Raw genomic sequence first — 14,845 nt, 5'->3', positions numbered from 1 at the left:
GGGCGATGATGGGAGTTGAAAATGTTTGATACCCTTTCGAAAGCCGGAAAATATTTAGGCCAGGCGGCGAAAATGATGATCGGCGTCCCGGATTACGACAACTACGTGGAGCACATCCGCGCGACCCATCCGGAACAAACGCCGATGACCTATGAAGAGTTTTTTCGCGAGCGTCAGGACGCGCGCTACGGCGGTAAAGGCGGCGCGAAGTGCTGTTAACCCTCTTTCGGCAGATACAGGCTGATCTGCTCCTGGGTGCAGCCGTATATTGCCGCCAGCTTTTCGCGGGTGCGCTTTTGCGGGCGGGAATCGATAGCTTCTAGCTGGGATACCGCCGACTGGCTAATCCCGAGCTTATTGGCCACCTCCTGCTGCGACAGGCCGCGCAAAATGCGCCAGGCCGCCTGCAGGCTGACTTTCTCTTTATCCATGATGTCGCAGACGTCACCCGGCAGCATCACGTTGTCGTAGATATCGTGTTCTACCGGAATATCTTCAAGATCGGCTTCCGTTTCATCATCCAGCTCGGCTAGCTGCAAACACATCTGGAAGTATTCGTCGTAGGGGATCACCGCGTACTGCGCTTTCCCTTCATCATCCTTAATTATCTGAACAGCCATATGGCATATTCTCCTCATGCAAATAGGTTGTTGAGGTTCTGCGCTTAACGGACACGATAAACAGGTCGCTCAGCGTCAGCCCCTGACGTGTGAAAATGACCCGATAATCCCCTACCCGAAGACGGTAATGATTCTCTGGTTTAGATAACTTTCTGACATCAGGCCGAGGAGCCGTACGGTCACCTAAATCAGCTAGCCTGCTTTTGATTCGCTGCTGATAGCGATAATCGGTATTTGCCAGTTCCTTTTTGCCACTTTTGACCAGATGAGCATGCTATGTACCTCCACTGTACACCTCAGTTGAACATAAGAAAATAATAAGTTTATAAGATAAGTTTGTTATTTTCTTATGAGGGTACCCTAACGCAGAATCGTCTTCTGGCGAAGGCAGAAACATCGGCTTTGCGAGGCGGCTCGAAAGCGCCTCCGCCGGGCGGCAGAGGCGAATAAAACGGGGGATTAACCGGCGAAACGTTCGACCTTCTCAAACGCCGCGCGCAGGGTTTCGGCGTTCAGTTCAACCGGCAGAAAATGGATGGACTCCACCGGGCGCAGGGTATGGGCAATCACCTTATCCAGCTGTTCGCGGTTGTTGATGTCCACCTCCAGCGCCGCCAGCGTAGTCGGCAGATTAAAGCGCCGGTACGCCTGCACCAGCTGCGCCAGCACGTCGTCCTGGCCGAGCAGGGCGCTCTGGACCAGAATGCCGTAGGCGACTTTGGTCCCGTGAAGATACTTCTCGGTCTGCGGCAGTACCGTCAGCCCGTTGTGCACCGCGTGGGCGGCGGCGACGCGGGTATAGCGCTCGCCCAGCCCGCCGACCATACCGCCGCCGGCGATAACCGCATCCACCACGTCGCGAAACGCCTGGGTCAGCTCGCCGCGCTGCTGGTCGGCCAGCGCGGTTTCGCTGCTTTCCAGCAGAACATCGCGGATCGCCAGCGCGCCGTTGATACCCAGGCGCACGGTGAGCGGCAGCGTCTCCGGCTGCGGAGCCAGCACCACCGCTTCATACCATTTCGCCAGCGTATCGCCGATGCCCGCCAGCAGATATTCCGCCGGCGCGTTAAGAATAATGTGCGGCTCCACCAGCACCAGAAAGTTGGCGTCGTCGAAGATTTCAAACTGCAGCGCCTGACCGGCATCGTTATACCACACCGACAGCGGCGTCCACGCCGCGCAGGTGGCGGCGATGGTGGGGATGGCCACCACCGGCAGGCCGAGGCGACGGGCCAGCGCCTTCGCGGTATCGAGCAGCGCGCCGCCGCCCACGCCAATCACCACCGATCGATCGTCGCCGGATGCGCGGGCCAGCTCGCTGACGTCGCTTTCGCTGCAGTGGCCTTTAAATAATATTTTTTTGGCGCCAGGCGCGTTAAACGCTGCCGGCAGGAAAGCCTGCGCGCCCGCGATAGCCCGCTCGCCGTAAACCCACACCGCGCGTGAAAGCTGTTCTTCGCTGTAAAAATCCTGCAGCCGGGCAAGGCTGCCGGGATGGGAATAGTAGTTGGCGGGGCCGGGGACCACGCGGATATCGCTGTGACTCATCAATGCTGTCCTTGTGCTGTTTCGCTAACCCGATGTTATGTCTGGACATCCGGATGGCTAATATTATTTCGCTTTATCTTATGCCTTTTATGCATTTGTCAGTCAAGGAGAGCTATGAAAAATTCGTTAAATCAGAACATTAATCGACAGGGTGCAGGGGATGACCGGCAATCGCCTTGAGATGCAAAATATTAGCCTGGCCTTTTCCGGCTTTCGGGCGCTCAGCAACGTGGCTTTCACCCTGAAGGGGGGATCGGTGCATGCGCTGACCGGCGCCAACGGCGCGGGTAAGTCCACGCTCATGGCGGTGCTGTGCGGCACGCACGCCCATTACGAAGGCGAGGTGGTGATTAACAACCAGTCGGTAAGCATTCGCTCGCCGCGCGATGCCAAACAGCTGGGGATCCATCTGGTGCAGCAGGAGGTTGACGTGGCGCTGGTCCCGGGCCTGAGCATCGCGGAAAACATCATGCTCGACAGGTTGGCGGAGCCGGGGATCGCCTTCCGCTGGGGGCGGCTGCGCCAGCTGGCGCGCGAGGCGCTGGCTCAGCTTGACGTCAGCCTCGACGTACGCCGCTCCATCGACAGCTGTACGCTGGCGGAAAAACAGCAAATCCTGCTGGCCCGCGCGCTGTCGCATCACTGCCGCTTTCTTATCCTCGATGAACCGACCGCGCCGCTGGACCAAAACGAAAGCGAGCGCCTGTTTGCGGTGGTTCGCCGCCTGCAGCGGCAGGGCATTGGTATCGTGTTTATCTCGCACCGCATTCATGAATTAAAAGCGGTCTGCGACACCCTGACGGTGCTGCGCGACGGCCGGCTGATTGAGAGCGGGCCGATGGCCGACCTGAGCGGCGAGCAGATCGTCGAGAAGATGCTCGGGCATGAGCTGAGCGATATCTTTCCGCCGAAGCGGCCGCCGCATAGCGATGAGGTGCTGCTACAGATTGAAGGGCTGCACGACGAAGGGCTGCTGCAGGATATCTCGTTGCGTCTGCGCAAGGGGGAGATTCTGGGGATCGCCGGGCTGGCGGGCGCCGGGAAAACCGAGCTGTGCAAGGCGCTGTTTGGCGCCAGCAAAAGCCGTTTGACCCGCGGCGAACTGAACAGCCAGCCGTGGCGACCGCGCGACCCGGCGGACTCGGTGGCGCGCGGTCTGGCGTTGGTGCCGGAAGAGCGGCGCAAAGAGGGCATTTTTATCGAAGAGCCGGTGGCGATGAACCTGGCGGTCAGCGCCGATAGCAGCTTCTCCCGCTGGAGCCTGTTTGGCCATCGTCAGGCCTGGCGCTGGGCGGAAGAGGTGATCGCCCGGGTGGGCATTCGGACATCGGGTCCGGCGCAAACCCTGCGCCGTCTCTCCGGCGGCAATCAGCAAAAAGTGGCGATAGGCAAATGGCTGCGCGGCAACGCCAACGTCCTGATTTTCGATGAGCCGACCAAAGGGGTCGACGTCAAAGCCAAAACGGACCTCTTCAACGCGATCGACGGCCTGGCGCGGGAAGGCAAAGGGGTGATTTACGCCTCGGGCGAGTTCGCCGAACTGGTCGGCCTGTGCGATCGCATCTGCGTGCTGTGGGACGGGCGCATCGTGGCGGAAATTCCGGGCGCAGAGGCCCGGGAAGAGAACATTCTTTATTACTCCACCGGAGGAGCAGCAGCGTGAGTAAGGCCCTGGCAGTTAACGCGACGGTATCGGGCCGTCAGCGATTTTTCGATTTTCTCTACAAATGGGGCATGTTGCTGACCGTCGTCCTGCTGATCGCCGTTTTTGGCCTGGCGTCGGACAACTTCCTCGACCCGTTTAACATCATCAACATCCTGCGTTCCATCGCCATCGTGACGGTGATCGCCATCGGCGTATCGATATCCCTGACCATCGGCGGTTTCGATTTGTCCGTGGGCTCCACCGCCTCGCTGGCCAATGCGCTGGTGGTTTCGCTGTTTGTCTGGCACGGCTTCGGCACCACCGAGGCGATCCTTATCACCCTCGCGCTCTGTACCTTAGTGGGGCTGTTCAACGCGTTTCTGATCGTGATCCTGCGTATTCCCGACATGCTGGCGACGCTTGCCAGCCTGTTCGTGATTCAGGGCGTGGCGATGACCTACAGCTACGGCGGGTCGATCACCGAAAACATGGTGCTGCCGAGCGGCGATATGGCGGAAGGCGCGATTCCGGGGGCGTTCGGTTCGCTGGGGCAGGTGCCAACGATAGTGATCATTATGCTGGTGGTGACCGTTATCGCTCAGCTGGCGCTCTCTTTTACCACCCACGGACGGCGGATGTACGCCATCGGCGGCAACCCGGAAGCGGCGCGCCTCTCCGGCCTGCGCATCACCCGTTACAAAGTGGCGGCGTACGTCATCGCCTCTCTGCTGGCGGGGCTCGGCGGCATTCTGCTGGCGTCGCGCATCGGCTCATCGCAGGTGAACGCCGGCGGCGGCTACCTGATGGATGCGGTGGCGGCGGCGTGGATTGGCTTCTCGCTGGCCGGTTCCGGTAAGCCGAACGCGCTCGGTACGCTGGTGGGGGCGGTCATTTTAGGCGTGCTTTCCAACGGCCTGGTGATGCTCTCGGTGCCCTATTACGCGATGGACATTATTAAAGGGCTGGTGCTGGCTGGCGCGCTCGCACTGACTTATTTTCAGCGCCGCATCTAAAATTTTACCCGTCATTCTTCAAATTTCAGGTGTGTTGGCTGCGTTCACTCACCCGAATAACTTACTTATGTAAGCTCATCGGGATTCGTTTACTTGCCGCCGTCCTGCAATTCGAATTATTTAGGGTAACAAAAAGGAAACACTATGAAAAAGATAACATTTTCACTCATCGCGCTGGGGTTGTTCAACGCTGCAGCGGCCTTTGCTGAAACCCCGACGCCGCTTCCGGCTGCCATTGCTGAACACAGCGGGCCGATTCGCATTGCGGTGATCCGCAACCTGGGCTCCGACGATAACACCACTCAGTTTGTCTCCGGAGCGATCCAGGAGGGGAAAAAGCTCGGCTTTAAAATCAGTACCTTCCTCAGCAACGGTGATGACGCCAAATTCCAGGACTTCGTTAACCAGGCGATTAGCCAGAAATACGACGGCATTATCCTTTCTCAGGGGCGCGATCCCTACGCCACCGCGCTGGTGAAAAAAGCGGTGGACGCCGGGATCAAAGTCTCGGTTTTCGATACCGCGGTAAACGGCCAGATCCCGGGCGTCACCGTCACCCAGCAGGATGATGCTTCGCTGACCGAGCTCTCCTTTGGCCAGCTGGTGAAAGATTTCAACGGCAAAGCCAATATCGTCAAACTGTGGGTCGCGGGTTTCCCGCCGATGGAGCGCCGCCAGGCGGCCTACCAGACGCTGCTTAAACAAAACCCCGGCATCAAAGAGCTGGAATCCATCGGCGCGGTCTCTTCCGACGTTCAGGGCGATACCGCCAACAAGGTCGGCGCGATCCTGGCGAAATACCCGAAAGGTAAAATTGATGCCATCTGGGGAACCTGGGACGCCTTCAGCCAGGGCGCCTATAAAGCGCTGAAAGAGAACGGCCGCACCGAGATCAAACTCTACAGCATCGACATTTCCAACCAGGATCTGCAGCTGATGCGCGAATCCGGCAGCCCGTGGAAGGTGAGCGTAGCGGTGGATCCGAAGCTTATCGGCGCCACCAACGTGCGCCTGATCGCCAATAAGATTGCCGGGGAACCGACGCCTGCGACCTACGACTTTAAGGCGGCGGCGATCCCGCAGGCGCTGCTGGCGGCGCAGCCGGGGGCGGTTAACGTCGCCTCGCTGGGTAAAATTATCCCGGGCTGGGGCCAGACCGAAGACTTTATCGCCCCGTGGTTCGCTACCCTGGAAGCGAAAAACAAATGAGTGTTTTGCCAACACCAGAATACAGCCGCAATATGCGGCTGATCGGGCATAGCGATCAGGGGGGACGCCCGGACGGCGTTCAGCTGATGGTCCATCGTGGTTTTGCCTATATCGGCCATATGGTCTCGCAGGGCTTTTCCGTGGTGGACGTGCGCGACCCTAAACATCCGCAAACGGTCAACTACATCGCCGCGCCGCCCGGTACCTGGAACGTCCATTTACAGGCGCACGATGATCTGCTGCTGGTGATCAACGCCCGGGATCTGTTCGCCGATGCCCGCTTCGCCGACGAGAAGGTGTACTACACCCGTTCGGTGGGCGAGACGGTCAGCGACGTACGGGATAGGGGCTGGAGCGCCGGGCTGCGGATTTTTGATATTTCCACTCCGGATAAACCGCGAGAGATCGCCTTTCTGTCGCTTAACGGCATCGGTATCCACCGAATCTGGTACGTCGGCGGACGCTGGGCCTACGTTTCCGCGCTGATTGACGGCTTTAGCGACTACATTTTCCTGACTATCGACCTGGCCGACCCGCGCAAGCCGGAGGTCGCCGGGCGCTGGTGGCTGCCGGGGATGAACCAGGCGGCGGGGGAAACCGCGCAGTGGCCGGAAGGCAAGCGCTATGCCCTTCATCATGCGATTATCGCCGGCGACACCGCCTACGGCAGCTGGCGCGACGGCGGCCTGACCCTGCTCGATGTGCAGGACCGCACCCAGCCAAAGCTGATTAGCCACCGTAACTGGAGCCCGCCGTTTGGCGGCGGCACCCACACCGCGCTGCCGCTCCCGGATCGGGATCTGCTGGTGGTGCTTGATGAGGCGGTGCTGGATAACCAGCAGGATGGCGAGAAGCTGATCTGGCTGTTCGACATTCGCGACCCGACGAATCCGGTGAGTATCGCCACTTTCCCGCAGCCGGACGAAGCTGACTACGTGGCGAAAGGGGCGCACTTTGGCCCGCATAACCTGCATGAGAATCGTCCCGGCAGCTTTGTCAGCTCAACGCTGATTTTCGCCACTTATCAGAACGCGGGCGTTCGCGCTTACGATATTTCCAACCCTTATCGGCCGGTGGAAACTGGGGCGCTGGTGCCCGCCGCGCCGGCGAAAATGATGGATACCCGCCCCGGTCGCCCGCGGGTGATCCAGTCCTGCGACGTGTTCGTCGACGCGCAGGGAATTATTTACAGCACCGACTATAACGGCGGGCTGTCGGTGATTGAGTATCTGGGGTAGGGGATTGTGGGTTGTTGCCTTCCCGGGTTGCGGCGTAAACGCCTTACCCGGGCTACCGGATCGCAGATGGTGGCGAACCCGTAGATACTGTGAACGCCTGCAACCATTTTTAGTTGCCGATACTTTCTCCGGCTCCCGGATGACAGGCACACCAACGACAGCACTCTCTGGTGCTGTCGTTTTTTCTCAGGGAACGTTGTTACGCTATCAACAGCTCATGCTGTGACGCATCGAACGCCTTTCCTGACTTCAGTACTCCATAAGCCACCTGCGCCAGCTTTCGCATCATCGCCCCTATGATGACTTTTGCCCGCTTTCCGCTCTCTTCCAGCCTTTTCCTGAACGCTTTTCCCCACGCCGTATGGTACAGCGCCGATAACGCTGGCATGTATAACGCCTTGCGCAGTTGAACCGGCCCCGCTTTGCTCATCCGGCTCGCCCGCATCACGCTGCTGCCCGACTCATGCTGCACCGGCGTCAGTCCTGCATACGCCGCGAACTGCCGCGCTGTACCGAACTTCAGCCTCAGGCCCGTATACGCCAGCAGAACAGCCGCTGTTTTCTCCCCGATGCCCGGAATACTGTTCAGCAGCTTCCGCCGTCGTTTCATATCCGGGTCGTTATCCGTCAGGTCTTTTATCTGTTTTTCGATACGTGCCAGCTCCGCGCTCAGACATCCCAGCAGGATATCAATGCTGGCCAGCTGAACCTCCGGCGCGGTTTCTCGCCGGTTTTTCTCCTGCGTCTGCATCTCTGTCAGCGCCTGATGCCTTAACACCAGGGCTTTCAGTGCCCGCTCTGTCGGATGAGGGGCCTCCCAGGCTGACGGGCGTTTTTCCCGGCAGAAGTGAGCCAGCATACGGGCGTCCACTTTGTCAGTTTTACTGCGCAACCCCTCACTCTGTGCGAAAGCTTTACTGAGGGCGGGGTTGATGATGGACACGGTATACCCGGCATCACTCAGATGCGCGGCCGCGTCTTCCATGTAGGTGCTGGTGGACTCCATGCAGACATGGGCACGGTTCACGTCATGGCCGCGAAGCCAGCGGACCAGCGCTTCGTGTCCGGAGAGGGTATTATCAAATTTTTTACAACGATGCCGGCCATCAGGGCGAAGAATATCGACATCCAGTTTAGCTTTGGCGACATCAATACCGATGAAGTGGAGTTCATTTTCCATAGTGAAACCAACCTTGCAAATACGGGTTACCGGTGAAAGCCGGTCCATGATACTGTCCGGTTTATCACATGAGAAAGAACGGCGGTCCGGTGCAAAGGATCTACGGAACAGGCGCGAAAGCCTAAGCCCGGACACGGCATCCGGACCGCCATCAGAGAGAACTGGCCGGTTCTTTCTGACGGAGTAATCATACAAGCCCGGACAGATGCGAAGCATCGCTTCCGGGGAAAGAGGCAAATACCCGGAGGCGGCGCTTGACGTGCCTTACCCGGGCTACCGGATCGCAGACGGTGGTGAGCCCGTAGCCCGGCTAAGCGCAGCGCGAGCCGGGAAAGGCTGGACGGAGATTCAACCGTACTGGCGAATTCGCGCAATCAGCTCATCCACGCTGTCGATACGCCCGGCAATCACAATCAGCGCTTTACCCAGCGTGATGGCGTGGCGCAGGCATTCATGGCGCATGGCGTCGTCCTGGATAGTATCGATATCCGCCACGTGCGACAGCCCGACGCTGCGGCGAATCAGTTCGGTGCCGCAGAAGCCCACCGCGTCGGCCCACACTTTCTTCAGGAACGCGGAGGCATAGCCGGGCCAGGCCAGCGCGGCGTCGCGGGATCTCTCCGCCGCCAGCGCCTGAAAACGCTCGGCAAAGGTGGTCCAGAACTGCTGGATATCGCTGAGGCGCTGTTCGCGAGCGGCGGCGGCATCGCGAATGCCCAGATGCCCCGGCAGACCGCAGTAGTTGAGCAGCAGGTTGCCGATGGCGGTGCCGATATCGAAGCCAATCGGGCCGAAAAAGCCGAACTCGGCGTCGATGGCCTTAAAGCTGCCTTCGGCGACGAAAATCGAGCCGCTGTGGATATCGCCGTGCAGCAGCGCTTCGGCATGGGAGAAGAAGCGATGCTTGAGCGCGGCCACCGCCAGCTTCAGCTGGGCATCGTCGCGCAGGGCGGCGACATCGGCTTCCAGCGCGGCTGGATAGCTGTTGCGCTCGTGAACCTGATACGGGTCGTTAAAGAACAGATCCTCGGTGATTTCGCACATCTCGGGATTAATAAATTGCGCCACCTGGGCCTTTTTCTCGTGAGGAGGCAGATAAAAGTCGCTGGTGTGGAACAGCGTCTGGGCCAGGTATTCCCCCAGCTGGCTGGCGGCCTGGGGGTAGTAAACGTTGTTGATCAGCTCCCCGCGCCAGATGCGGTGATCGGAGAGATCTTCCATCACCATCACCGCCAGCTCGGGATCGAAATGCACAATCCGTACCGTGTGCTGCGGGCAGTGCTGATAGTGAGCCACCAGGGTTTGTGCTTCAAGGCGCGCGCGGTCAAGGGTCAGCGGCCAGGATTCTCCCACGCAGCGCACGTAGGGCAGCGCCTGCTTAACGATAATCCGGCTCACGCCCCTGATATCGAAAATTTTAAACACCAGGTTGAGGTTGCCGTCGCCCACTTCCTGCGCGGACACCAGTTCTGACGGATTGTCGATACCGCCAAATTGTTGGGCGTAAGCCACCGCATCGCTGGCCGTGAAAGTATGGTATTGCGACATTGCCTCGATCCTCAAAATTCTGATTAAGCCGTTCAGACGTCTATACTTCTGGATTTCATCCTGACACAATGTGATACAACAACGCAACAGGGATTTAACTAAATGCAGACACTACAGACCACCAGCCTGCGGGTAAGCGAAAATCAGCTCTTTATTCTTGACCAGCAGGCTTTACCGCAGGAAAAACGCTGGCTGGCGGCGGATAACGTGGCGCTGCTGGTGGACCATATTCACGCCCTGCGGGTACGCGGCGCGCCGCTGATTGGCCTGTCGGCCAGCCTGCTGCTGGCGCTGCTGGCGCAGCGCGGCCTGACCCGCGAGGCGCTATCTGAGGCGCTGGAAACGCTGCGCGCCGCGCGTCCGACGGCGGTAAACCTGATGAATAATCTGGATCGCATGAAGCTGGCGCTGGCGGAGGAGCGCTTTCCGCAGGCGCTGGAAGCGGAAGCGCTGCGCCTGATCGCAGAGGATAAACAGCTTTGCGCCAGCATCGCCGAGGCGGGCAGCGCGCTGGTGACGCCGGGCAGCCGCCTGTTGACCCACTGCAATACCGGCGGCCTGGCGACGGCGGGCGTCGGCACCGCGCTGGGGGTGATTGCGCTGGCGCATCAGCAGGGAAAGGTGGCGAACGTCTGGGTGGATGAAACGCGCCCGCTGTTACAGGGCGGACGTTTGACCGCCTGGGAGCTGGGTGAACTGGGCGTGCCGTATCGGCTGATTACCGATTCGATGGCCGCCAGCCTGATGGCGCAGGGCCAGGTCGACGCGGTTTGGGTGGGCGCTGACCGTATTGCCGCCAACGGCGACGTGGCGAATAAAATCGGCTCCTATTCGCTGGCGGTGCTGGCGAAGTATCATCAGATTCCCTTTTACGTGGCCGCGCCGCAGACTACCCTGGACCGCCATTGCCCGAACGGCGCGGCAATCCCGATTGAGCAGCGGGCGGCTGCCGAAGTCACCGGCGTCGCCGGCAGCTTTGGCGCGGTGCAGTGGGCGCCAAAAGAGGCTGCGGTTTACAATCCGGCGTTCGACGTCACGCCCGCGGCGTTAGTGAGCGGCTGGGTGCTGGACAGCGGCGTGGTGACCCCGGAGCAGGTCGCCGCCGGGGCGTTTGCGCCAGAAAAGGCCTGAACCTGAGCGAAAAAGGCGAAGCGACCTCCCTCGCTTCGCCTTCAACTTATGGCAGCACCATCTCTACCGCCGGAGCGGACTGCGGGTCGATATTACGGCCAAGCGCCGTCAGCGCCGCCTGGTACGGGCACAGCGTCCCGACGGCGGTGGTCCGGCAGCCCGCCTGATGCCACTCCTGGCGCAGCAGCGGATGCTGGCTATCCGGCGTTTGCAGGCGGCGTAAATCGTCCAGACTTTGCGCCTGGAAGTAAACGCGCAGGTAGCGTTTTCCGCTATGGGTGTCGCGCCAGCGTTCCAGTACCAGGCTGCTGCCCGGCGGGATATTGCCGCGGCTGTACCCCGGCAGCTGCCAGCTAAAGTCCATTAATGTACGCACCATGGCGATATTGGTATCGTGCGCCACCAGCAGCAGCCAGCGCACGTTCGGCGCGGCGCCCTCTTTTACCCCTTCGAGCATGGCGTTGAGCAGAATCGAGCCGCGTTTTTGCGCGGTATAAAACACATCGTTGCTCAGATCGTAGTTCTCCGTCAGCAGCGGCAGCAGGGCGGTGACCTGGCTGGCGCGGGTAATATTGCCCCACGCCAGCTGGCTGAGAGGCAGGTTCTCGCTCCAGCCCAGACGCAGCGTCTCAACCATATTGGCCATCACGCTCAGCCCGCTAATCGACGTTTTGCCGCTTTTGCTCTGCTCCACCTGCCACGGCAGGTCAAATACCGGGCAGGGCTTATCGGGCGCGCAGACGGCGTTTTTCAGCAGCTGAATCACCGGAGCCAGCGCCTGCCGACGCTGCGCCAGATCGCCGGCCGTCTTCTTCACTTCCGCCAGCTGGCGGGCGGGGTCGGTTTGCGTGGCGGCAAATTTATCGGTCTGAAACAGCGGGTCGGCGTCGCCGCTGACGTGATGAATCATCACGCCGCAGCCGGGAAAGGCGCCGTCCACCAGCGCCTGGGCGGTGGCCCGCGTGCGCTGCAGGGGGCTGGCGCGCACGTAAATTTCTCCGCTCGCCGGACAGCCCACCGCCAGCAGTCCGAGCTGACGATAGCGTGCGCCTTCATCGCGACCTTTATTGACGACGGCGGCGTAGCCGTGGCCGGTCAGCTCGCCGTCGTGGGTGGTCCACTGCGTCCACGGACGCTGGGTCGCGGCTTCGATGGCCTCCCGGTTGCCCTCCGTCGGCGGACGAATGCCGTGGCGGCTGAGCTCAACCACTTTTTCCAGCGTAAACTGCGCGGCGGCGTGGCCCGGCGCGGCCAGCAGCGGCAGGGCGCAGGCGAGCAGCAGGCGTAGCAAAACCTGATGTCGTACAGGCATCATAAAATATTCCTTATAAGTTAAAAGGTTATGACGAGAATGAGGTCTGACGCTCTATCGCGTGTCGCCTGGCAACAATCGCAGCGGTGGTAAAACAGAATAGCGCGGACATCAGGCCGGTGCCTACCCAAAACAGCGATAGCGTACTGAAGTCATACAGCGTTTTGCCATTTTCGATTATCGATGTTTTATCGATGATGATGCCGGTCAGAAACTCGCCGAGTCCCGCCCCCGCGTAGCTGGCAATACCGATGGTGCCGAGCGCGGCGCCCGCGGCTTTACGGGACGAAATATCGACGGCGATCAGTCCGCCAAGGAAGCAGGTCAACGCCCCGATGGTGGCGCCGAAGATAATCATCGCCAGAATATCGGTGTAGTAGCCGTGCGGCGACCAGAGCATCAGCGCGAAGCCGGCGGTGTTGAGCAGGCTGATAAAACCGGCCATCACGCTGCGGTTGCGCGGGAAGAAGCGGTCGGAGAGCATCCCGGCGATAATCGTTCCGGCAATACCCGCGATAGCGTTGACCCCGATAATCCCGGACGCTTCGAGGGTAGAGTAGGCTTTATCCTGCTCCAGGAAGAAGATCCCCCATGAGTTCACCGCGTAGCGGTCGATATACATAAACGCCGAGGCCAGCGCCAGCGCCCACAGGGCCGGGTTGCGCAGCGCCAGCAGCTGGTTTTTAAACACCGAGCCGCGGGCTTCCGTCTCCTCCAGCGGTTCGTCGCGAATCACGTTGATTGACGGGAAGCCGCAGCTTTGCGGCGAGTCGCGCATAAACAACAGCATCAGCACCACCCCGGCGGCACCGAGCGCGGCGGTCGACAGATAGCCCATCTGCCAGCCGAATCCGGCAATCACCGCCGCGATCACCATATAGGTCATCGCTTCGCCGATGTTATGCGCCGTCGACCAGATGGCGTAAAAGGTGCCTCGTTCTTTACAGCCGTACCAGCGCGCCAGCGATACCACGCACGGGCCGACGCCCATCGACTGCGCCCAGCCGTTAATCCCCCAGAAGATAGCCAGCAGCATGGCGTTGCTGGTCATCCCCATCATCAGGTTCATCCCGGCGCTCAGCAGCAGCCCAAGGCTCATATAGCGCACCACGTTGGCATGATCGGCGATAAAGCCGTTGACCAGCTTGCCGATGGCGTAGCTGAAAAACAGCGTTGAGCCGATCATGCCCAGCTCCGTCGGGGTAATGCCGAGCTCAACCAGCGCGCTTTTGGCGACGGTGAACGACAGCCGGCAAACGTAGAACGTGACGTACGCCAGGGTCATGGTAATAAAGGTTTGCCAGCGCATGCTGCGAAAGCGCCGCTCATCGAACTCGCCGCCCGCTTTGGGCGGCGAAGCGCGAAAAAATGCGATAATTCTTCCAGACATAATGGTATCTCCGAAGGTCGGAGGCCTGACTGATTAGTGTGGTTCGTCCGTGAGGGTAGATTGTCGTTGTGTAGAGTACATAATCAGATAAAGCCTGACCCGATGCGGTTAAGGTAAGGGGTGACAAAGCATGTTTTTTAATTGTGGATAGAGCGTCTTGCTGGCCAGCAGCAGCGGATTACCGTGACGAATCCCGTCGTTTGCCAGATAGTCGTTGCTAAGGCCGCCCGCTTCGCGCATCAGCACCAGCCCCGGCAGCCCGTCCCAGGGGTTCATATGCGGTTCGTAGTAGCCGATAAGCCTGCCCGCCGCCGCCCAGGCGCTCATCAGCGCCCCGGAGCCGTTGCGGATAAACATCCCGCCGTCGCTCAGCAGCGCATCGAGGAAGGGCAGAAAAACCGCAGGCGTCACGCGGTGCGAGGTGCCAACGCCCATCACGCCCTCTTTGACCGTCGCTGCCGGATGCGGCGCGATAGGCGCATCGTTAAGCCACGCGCCCTGGCCTTTCAGGGCGTGGAACAGCTCGCGATGGTTGGGGTCGTACACCACGCCGATAACCGGTTCGCCGTCGGCAATGATGGCCAGCGACAGGCACCAGGTGTGCAGGCCGTTAAGAAAACAGCTGGTGCCGTCGATGGGATCGACAACCCACAGCACGCGCGCGTCCGGCATCTGCGTCCCGCTCTCCTCGCCGAGAAAACCGTCCTGCGGGAAGGCGTCGGTAATGCGCTGCTTAACAAACGCTTCGACCCGCTTATCGGCGACGCTGACCACGTCCTGCAGATCCTCGCCTTTATGATCCACCGTCAGCCGGTCGCGCTGTTGATAGTATTCGAACGCCAGTTCAGCGCCGGCCTTCGCCAGCTCGCAGGCTAAACGGTAGCGGGCCTGCAGTTCATTTGATTCCAGTGATTTCATCATAACTCCCTATTTTGCACACGTGTGCAAATTGCCTGAAAAAAACGGCCCCGAAGGGCAAAATGAGTGTGGATGGATTAAAAATATTATTCT

The 14,845-nt window shown here is 60.1% G+C and carries 13 protein-coding genes and 1 pseudogene; 6 read left to right on the top strand and 8 right to left on the bottom strand.

Annotated features, from left to right (window positions below; translation table 11 throughout):
• The first annotated feature begins 21 nt into the window (after nt 1–21).
• Nucleotides 22–219, top strand: a complete 198-nt coding sequence (locus tag CDA56_RS17880; protein ID WP_004130340.1) for a YbdD/YjiX family protein — start codon at nt 22–24, stop codon at nt 217–219.
• Here the strand turns inward: CDA56_RS17880 and CDA56_RS17875 are convergent.
• From CDA56_RS17875 to CDA56_RS17865, 3 genes and pseudogenes are all read right to left on the bottom strand, one after another.
• The gene (locus CDA56_RS17875) at nt 216–620 is read right to left on the bottom strand and encodes a helix-turn-helix domain-containing protein (protein WP_004100084.1); all 405 of its coding nucleotides are present in this window, start codon (nt 618–620) and stop codon (nt 216–218) included. The two genes, CDA56_RS17880 and CDA56_RS17875, sit on opposite strands and share 4 nt — an antisense overlap.
• Nucleotides 601–893: pseudogene (locus CDA56_RS31695) on the bottom strand (type II toxin-antitoxin system RelE family toxin). The gene CDA56_RS17875 and the pseudogene CDA56_RS31695 overlap by 20 nt, the downstream one beginning before the upstream one ends.
• Before the next feature lie 186 nt (nt 894–1,079).
• On the bottom strand, nt 1,080–2,168 hold the full coding sequence (locus CDA56_RS17865) for an oxidoreductase (RefSeq protein WP_014228365.1): 1,089 nt from the start codon (nt 2,166–2,168) through the stop codon (nt 1,080–1,082).
• Between the two features lie 160 nt (nt 2,169–2,328).
• On the opposite strand from CDA56_RS17865, the gene CDA56_RS17860 reads away from it, so the two are divergent.
• From CDA56_RS17860 to CDA56_RS17845, 4 genes are all read left to right on the top strand, one after another.
• Entirely contained in the window at nt 2,329–3,831 is a 1,503-nt protein-coding gene (locus CDA56_RS17860) for a sugar ABC transporter ATP-binding protein (RefSeq protein ID WP_025108509.1), read from the top strand.
• Nucleotides 3,828–4,826 carry an ABC transporter permease gene (locus CDA56_RS17855; RefSeq protein WP_025108510.1) on the top strand — a complete coding sequence of 333 codons (999 nt, stop codon included), beginning with the start codon at nt 3,828–3,830 and terminating at the stop codon, nt 4,824–4,826. The genes CDA56_RS17860 and CDA56_RS17855 overlap by 4 nt, the downstream gene beginning before the upstream one ends.
• A 144-nt stretch (nt 4,827–4,970) precedes the next feature.
• Complete coding sequence (locus CDA56_RS17850; protein WP_014228368.1) at nt 4,971–6,035, top strand: sugar ABC transporter substrate-binding protein; 1,065 nt, start codon at nt 4,971–4,973, stop codon at nt 6,033–6,035.
• Nucleotides 6,032–7,273 carry an LVIVD repeat-containing protein gene (locus tag CDA56_RS17845; RefSeq protein ID WP_004848703.1) on the top strand — a complete coding sequence of 414 codons (1,242 nt, stop codon included), beginning with the start codon at nt 6,032–6,034 and terminating at the stop codon, nt 7,271–7,273. The genes CDA56_RS17850 and CDA56_RS17845 overlap by 4 nt, the downstream gene beginning before the upstream one ends.
• Before the next feature lie 199 nt (nt 7,274–7,472).
• Here CDA56_RS17845 and CDA56_RS17840 read toward each other — a convergent pair whose 3' ends face one another.
• Both CDA56_RS17840 and mtnK read right to left on the bottom strand, forming a co-directional pair.
• Entirely contained in the window at nt 7,473–8,453 is a 981-nt protein-coding gene (locus tag CDA56_RS17840; protein WP_032747738.1) for an IS110 family RNA-guided transposase, read from the bottom strand.
• A 348-nt stretch (nt 8,454–8,801) separates the two neighbouring features.
• Nucleotides 8,802–10,001 carry an S-methyl-5-thioribose kinase gene (gene mtnK / locus CDA56_RS17830; RefSeq protein WP_103814103.1) on the bottom strand — a complete coding sequence of 400 codons (1,200 nt, stop codon included), beginning with the start codon at nt 9,999–10,001 and terminating at the stop codon, nt 8,802–8,804.
• A 102-nt stretch (nt 10,002–10,103) separates the two neighbouring features.
• Between mtnK and mtnA the strand changes: the two genes are divergently transcribed.
• Nucleotides 10,104–11,132, top strand: coding sequence for an S-methyl-5-thioribose-1-phosphate isomerase (mtnA, locus tag CDA56_RS17825; protein ID WP_104011383.1), 1,029 nt, complete (start codon nt 10,104–10,106; stop codon nt 11,130–11,132).
• Between the two features lie 46 nt (nt 11,133–11,178).
• On the opposite strand, the gene CDA56_RS17820 is transcribed toward mtnA, so the two are convergent.
• The 3 genes from CDA56_RS17820 to CDA56_RS17810 form a co-directional block, all read right to left on the bottom strand.
• Nucleotides 11,179–12,447: a histidine-type phosphatase gene (locus CDA56_RS17820; RefSeq protein ID WP_103814107.1), complete on the bottom strand. Its 1,269-nt coding sequence runs from the start codon at nt 12,445–12,447 to the stop codon at nt 11,179–11,181.
• Nucleotides 12,448–12,472: 25 nt separating this feature from the next.
• Nucleotides 12,473–13,834, bottom strand: coding sequence for an MFS transporter (locus CDA56_RS17815; protein ID WP_103814108.1), 1,362 nt, complete (start codon nt 13,832–13,834; stop codon nt 12,473–12,475).
• 108 nt (nt 13,835–13,942) lie between these two features.
• A complete protein-coding gene (locus CDA56_RS17810) occupies nt 13,943–14,752 on the bottom strand; it encodes an inositol monophosphatase family protein (RefSeq protein ID WP_025106421.1) in 810 nt (269 codons plus the stop codon).
• Between the last annotated feature and the right edge of the window lie 93 nt (nt 14,753–14,845).

It is taken from the genome of Klebsiella michiganensis (genome assembly GCF_002925905.1).
In the GTDB taxonomy this organism is placed as follows: Bacteria; Pseudomonadota; Gammaproteobacteria; order Enterobacterales; family Enterobacteriaceae; genus Klebsiella; species Klebsiella michiganensis.
The sequence above is the reverse complement of the archived record's forward strand: the minus strand, read 5'-3'. Positions and strand labels throughout refer to the sequence as shown.

What these genes read in the sequence shown, in the direction of transcription:
- CDA56_RS17820 (WP_103814107.1), bottom strand. Translation starts at nt 12,447, where the DNA reads ATGATGCCTGTACGACATCAGGTTTTGCTACGCCTGCTGCTCGCCTGC.
- CDA56_RS17845 (WP_004848703.1), top strand. Translation starts at nt 6,032, where the DNA reads ATGAGTGTTTTGCCAACACCAGAATACAGCCGCAATATGCGGCTGATC.
- mtnA (WP_104011383.1), top strand. Translation starts at nt 10,104, where the DNA reads ATGCAGACACTACAGACCACCAGCCTGCGGGTAAGCGAAAATCAGCTC.
- CDA56_RS17840 (WP_032747738.1), bottom strand. Translation starts at nt 8,453, where the DNA reads ATGGAAAATGAACTCCACTTCATCGGTATTGATGTCGCCAAAGCTAAA.
- CDA56_RS17850 (WP_014228368.1), top strand. Translation starts at nt 4,971, where the DNA reads ATGAAAAAGATAACATTTTCACTCATCGCGCTGGGGTTGTTCAACGCT.
- CDA56_RS17875 (WP_004100084.1), bottom strand. Translation starts at nt 620, where the DNA reads ATGGCTGTTCAGATAATTAAGGATGATGAAGGGAAAGCGCAGTACGCG.
- CDA56_RS17810 (WP_025106421.1), bottom strand. Translation starts at nt 14,752, where the DNA reads ATGAAATCACTGGAATCAAATGAACTGCAGGCCCGCTACCGTTTAGCC.
- CDA56_RS17815 (WP_103814108.1), bottom strand. Translation starts at nt 13,834, where the DNA reads ATGTCTGGAAGAATTATCGCATTTTTTCGCGCTTCGCCGCCCAAAGCG.
- CDA56_RS17865 (WP_014228365.1), bottom strand. Translation starts at nt 2,168, where the DNA reads ATGAGTCACAGCGATATCCGCGTGGTCCCCGGCCCCGCCAACTACTAT.
- CDA56_RS17880 (WP_004130340.1), top strand. Translation starts at nt 22, where the DNA reads ATGTTTGATACCCTTTCGAAAGCCGGAAAATATTTAGGCCAGGCGGCG.
- mtnK (WP_103814103.1), bottom strand. Translation starts at nt 10,001, where the DNA reads ATGTCGCAATACCATACTTTCACGGCCAGCGATGCGGTGGCTTACGCC.
- CDA56_RS17860 (WP_025108509.1), top strand. Translation starts at nt 2,329, where the DNA reads ATGACCGGCAATCGCCTTGAGATGCAAAATATTAGCCTGGCCTTTTCC.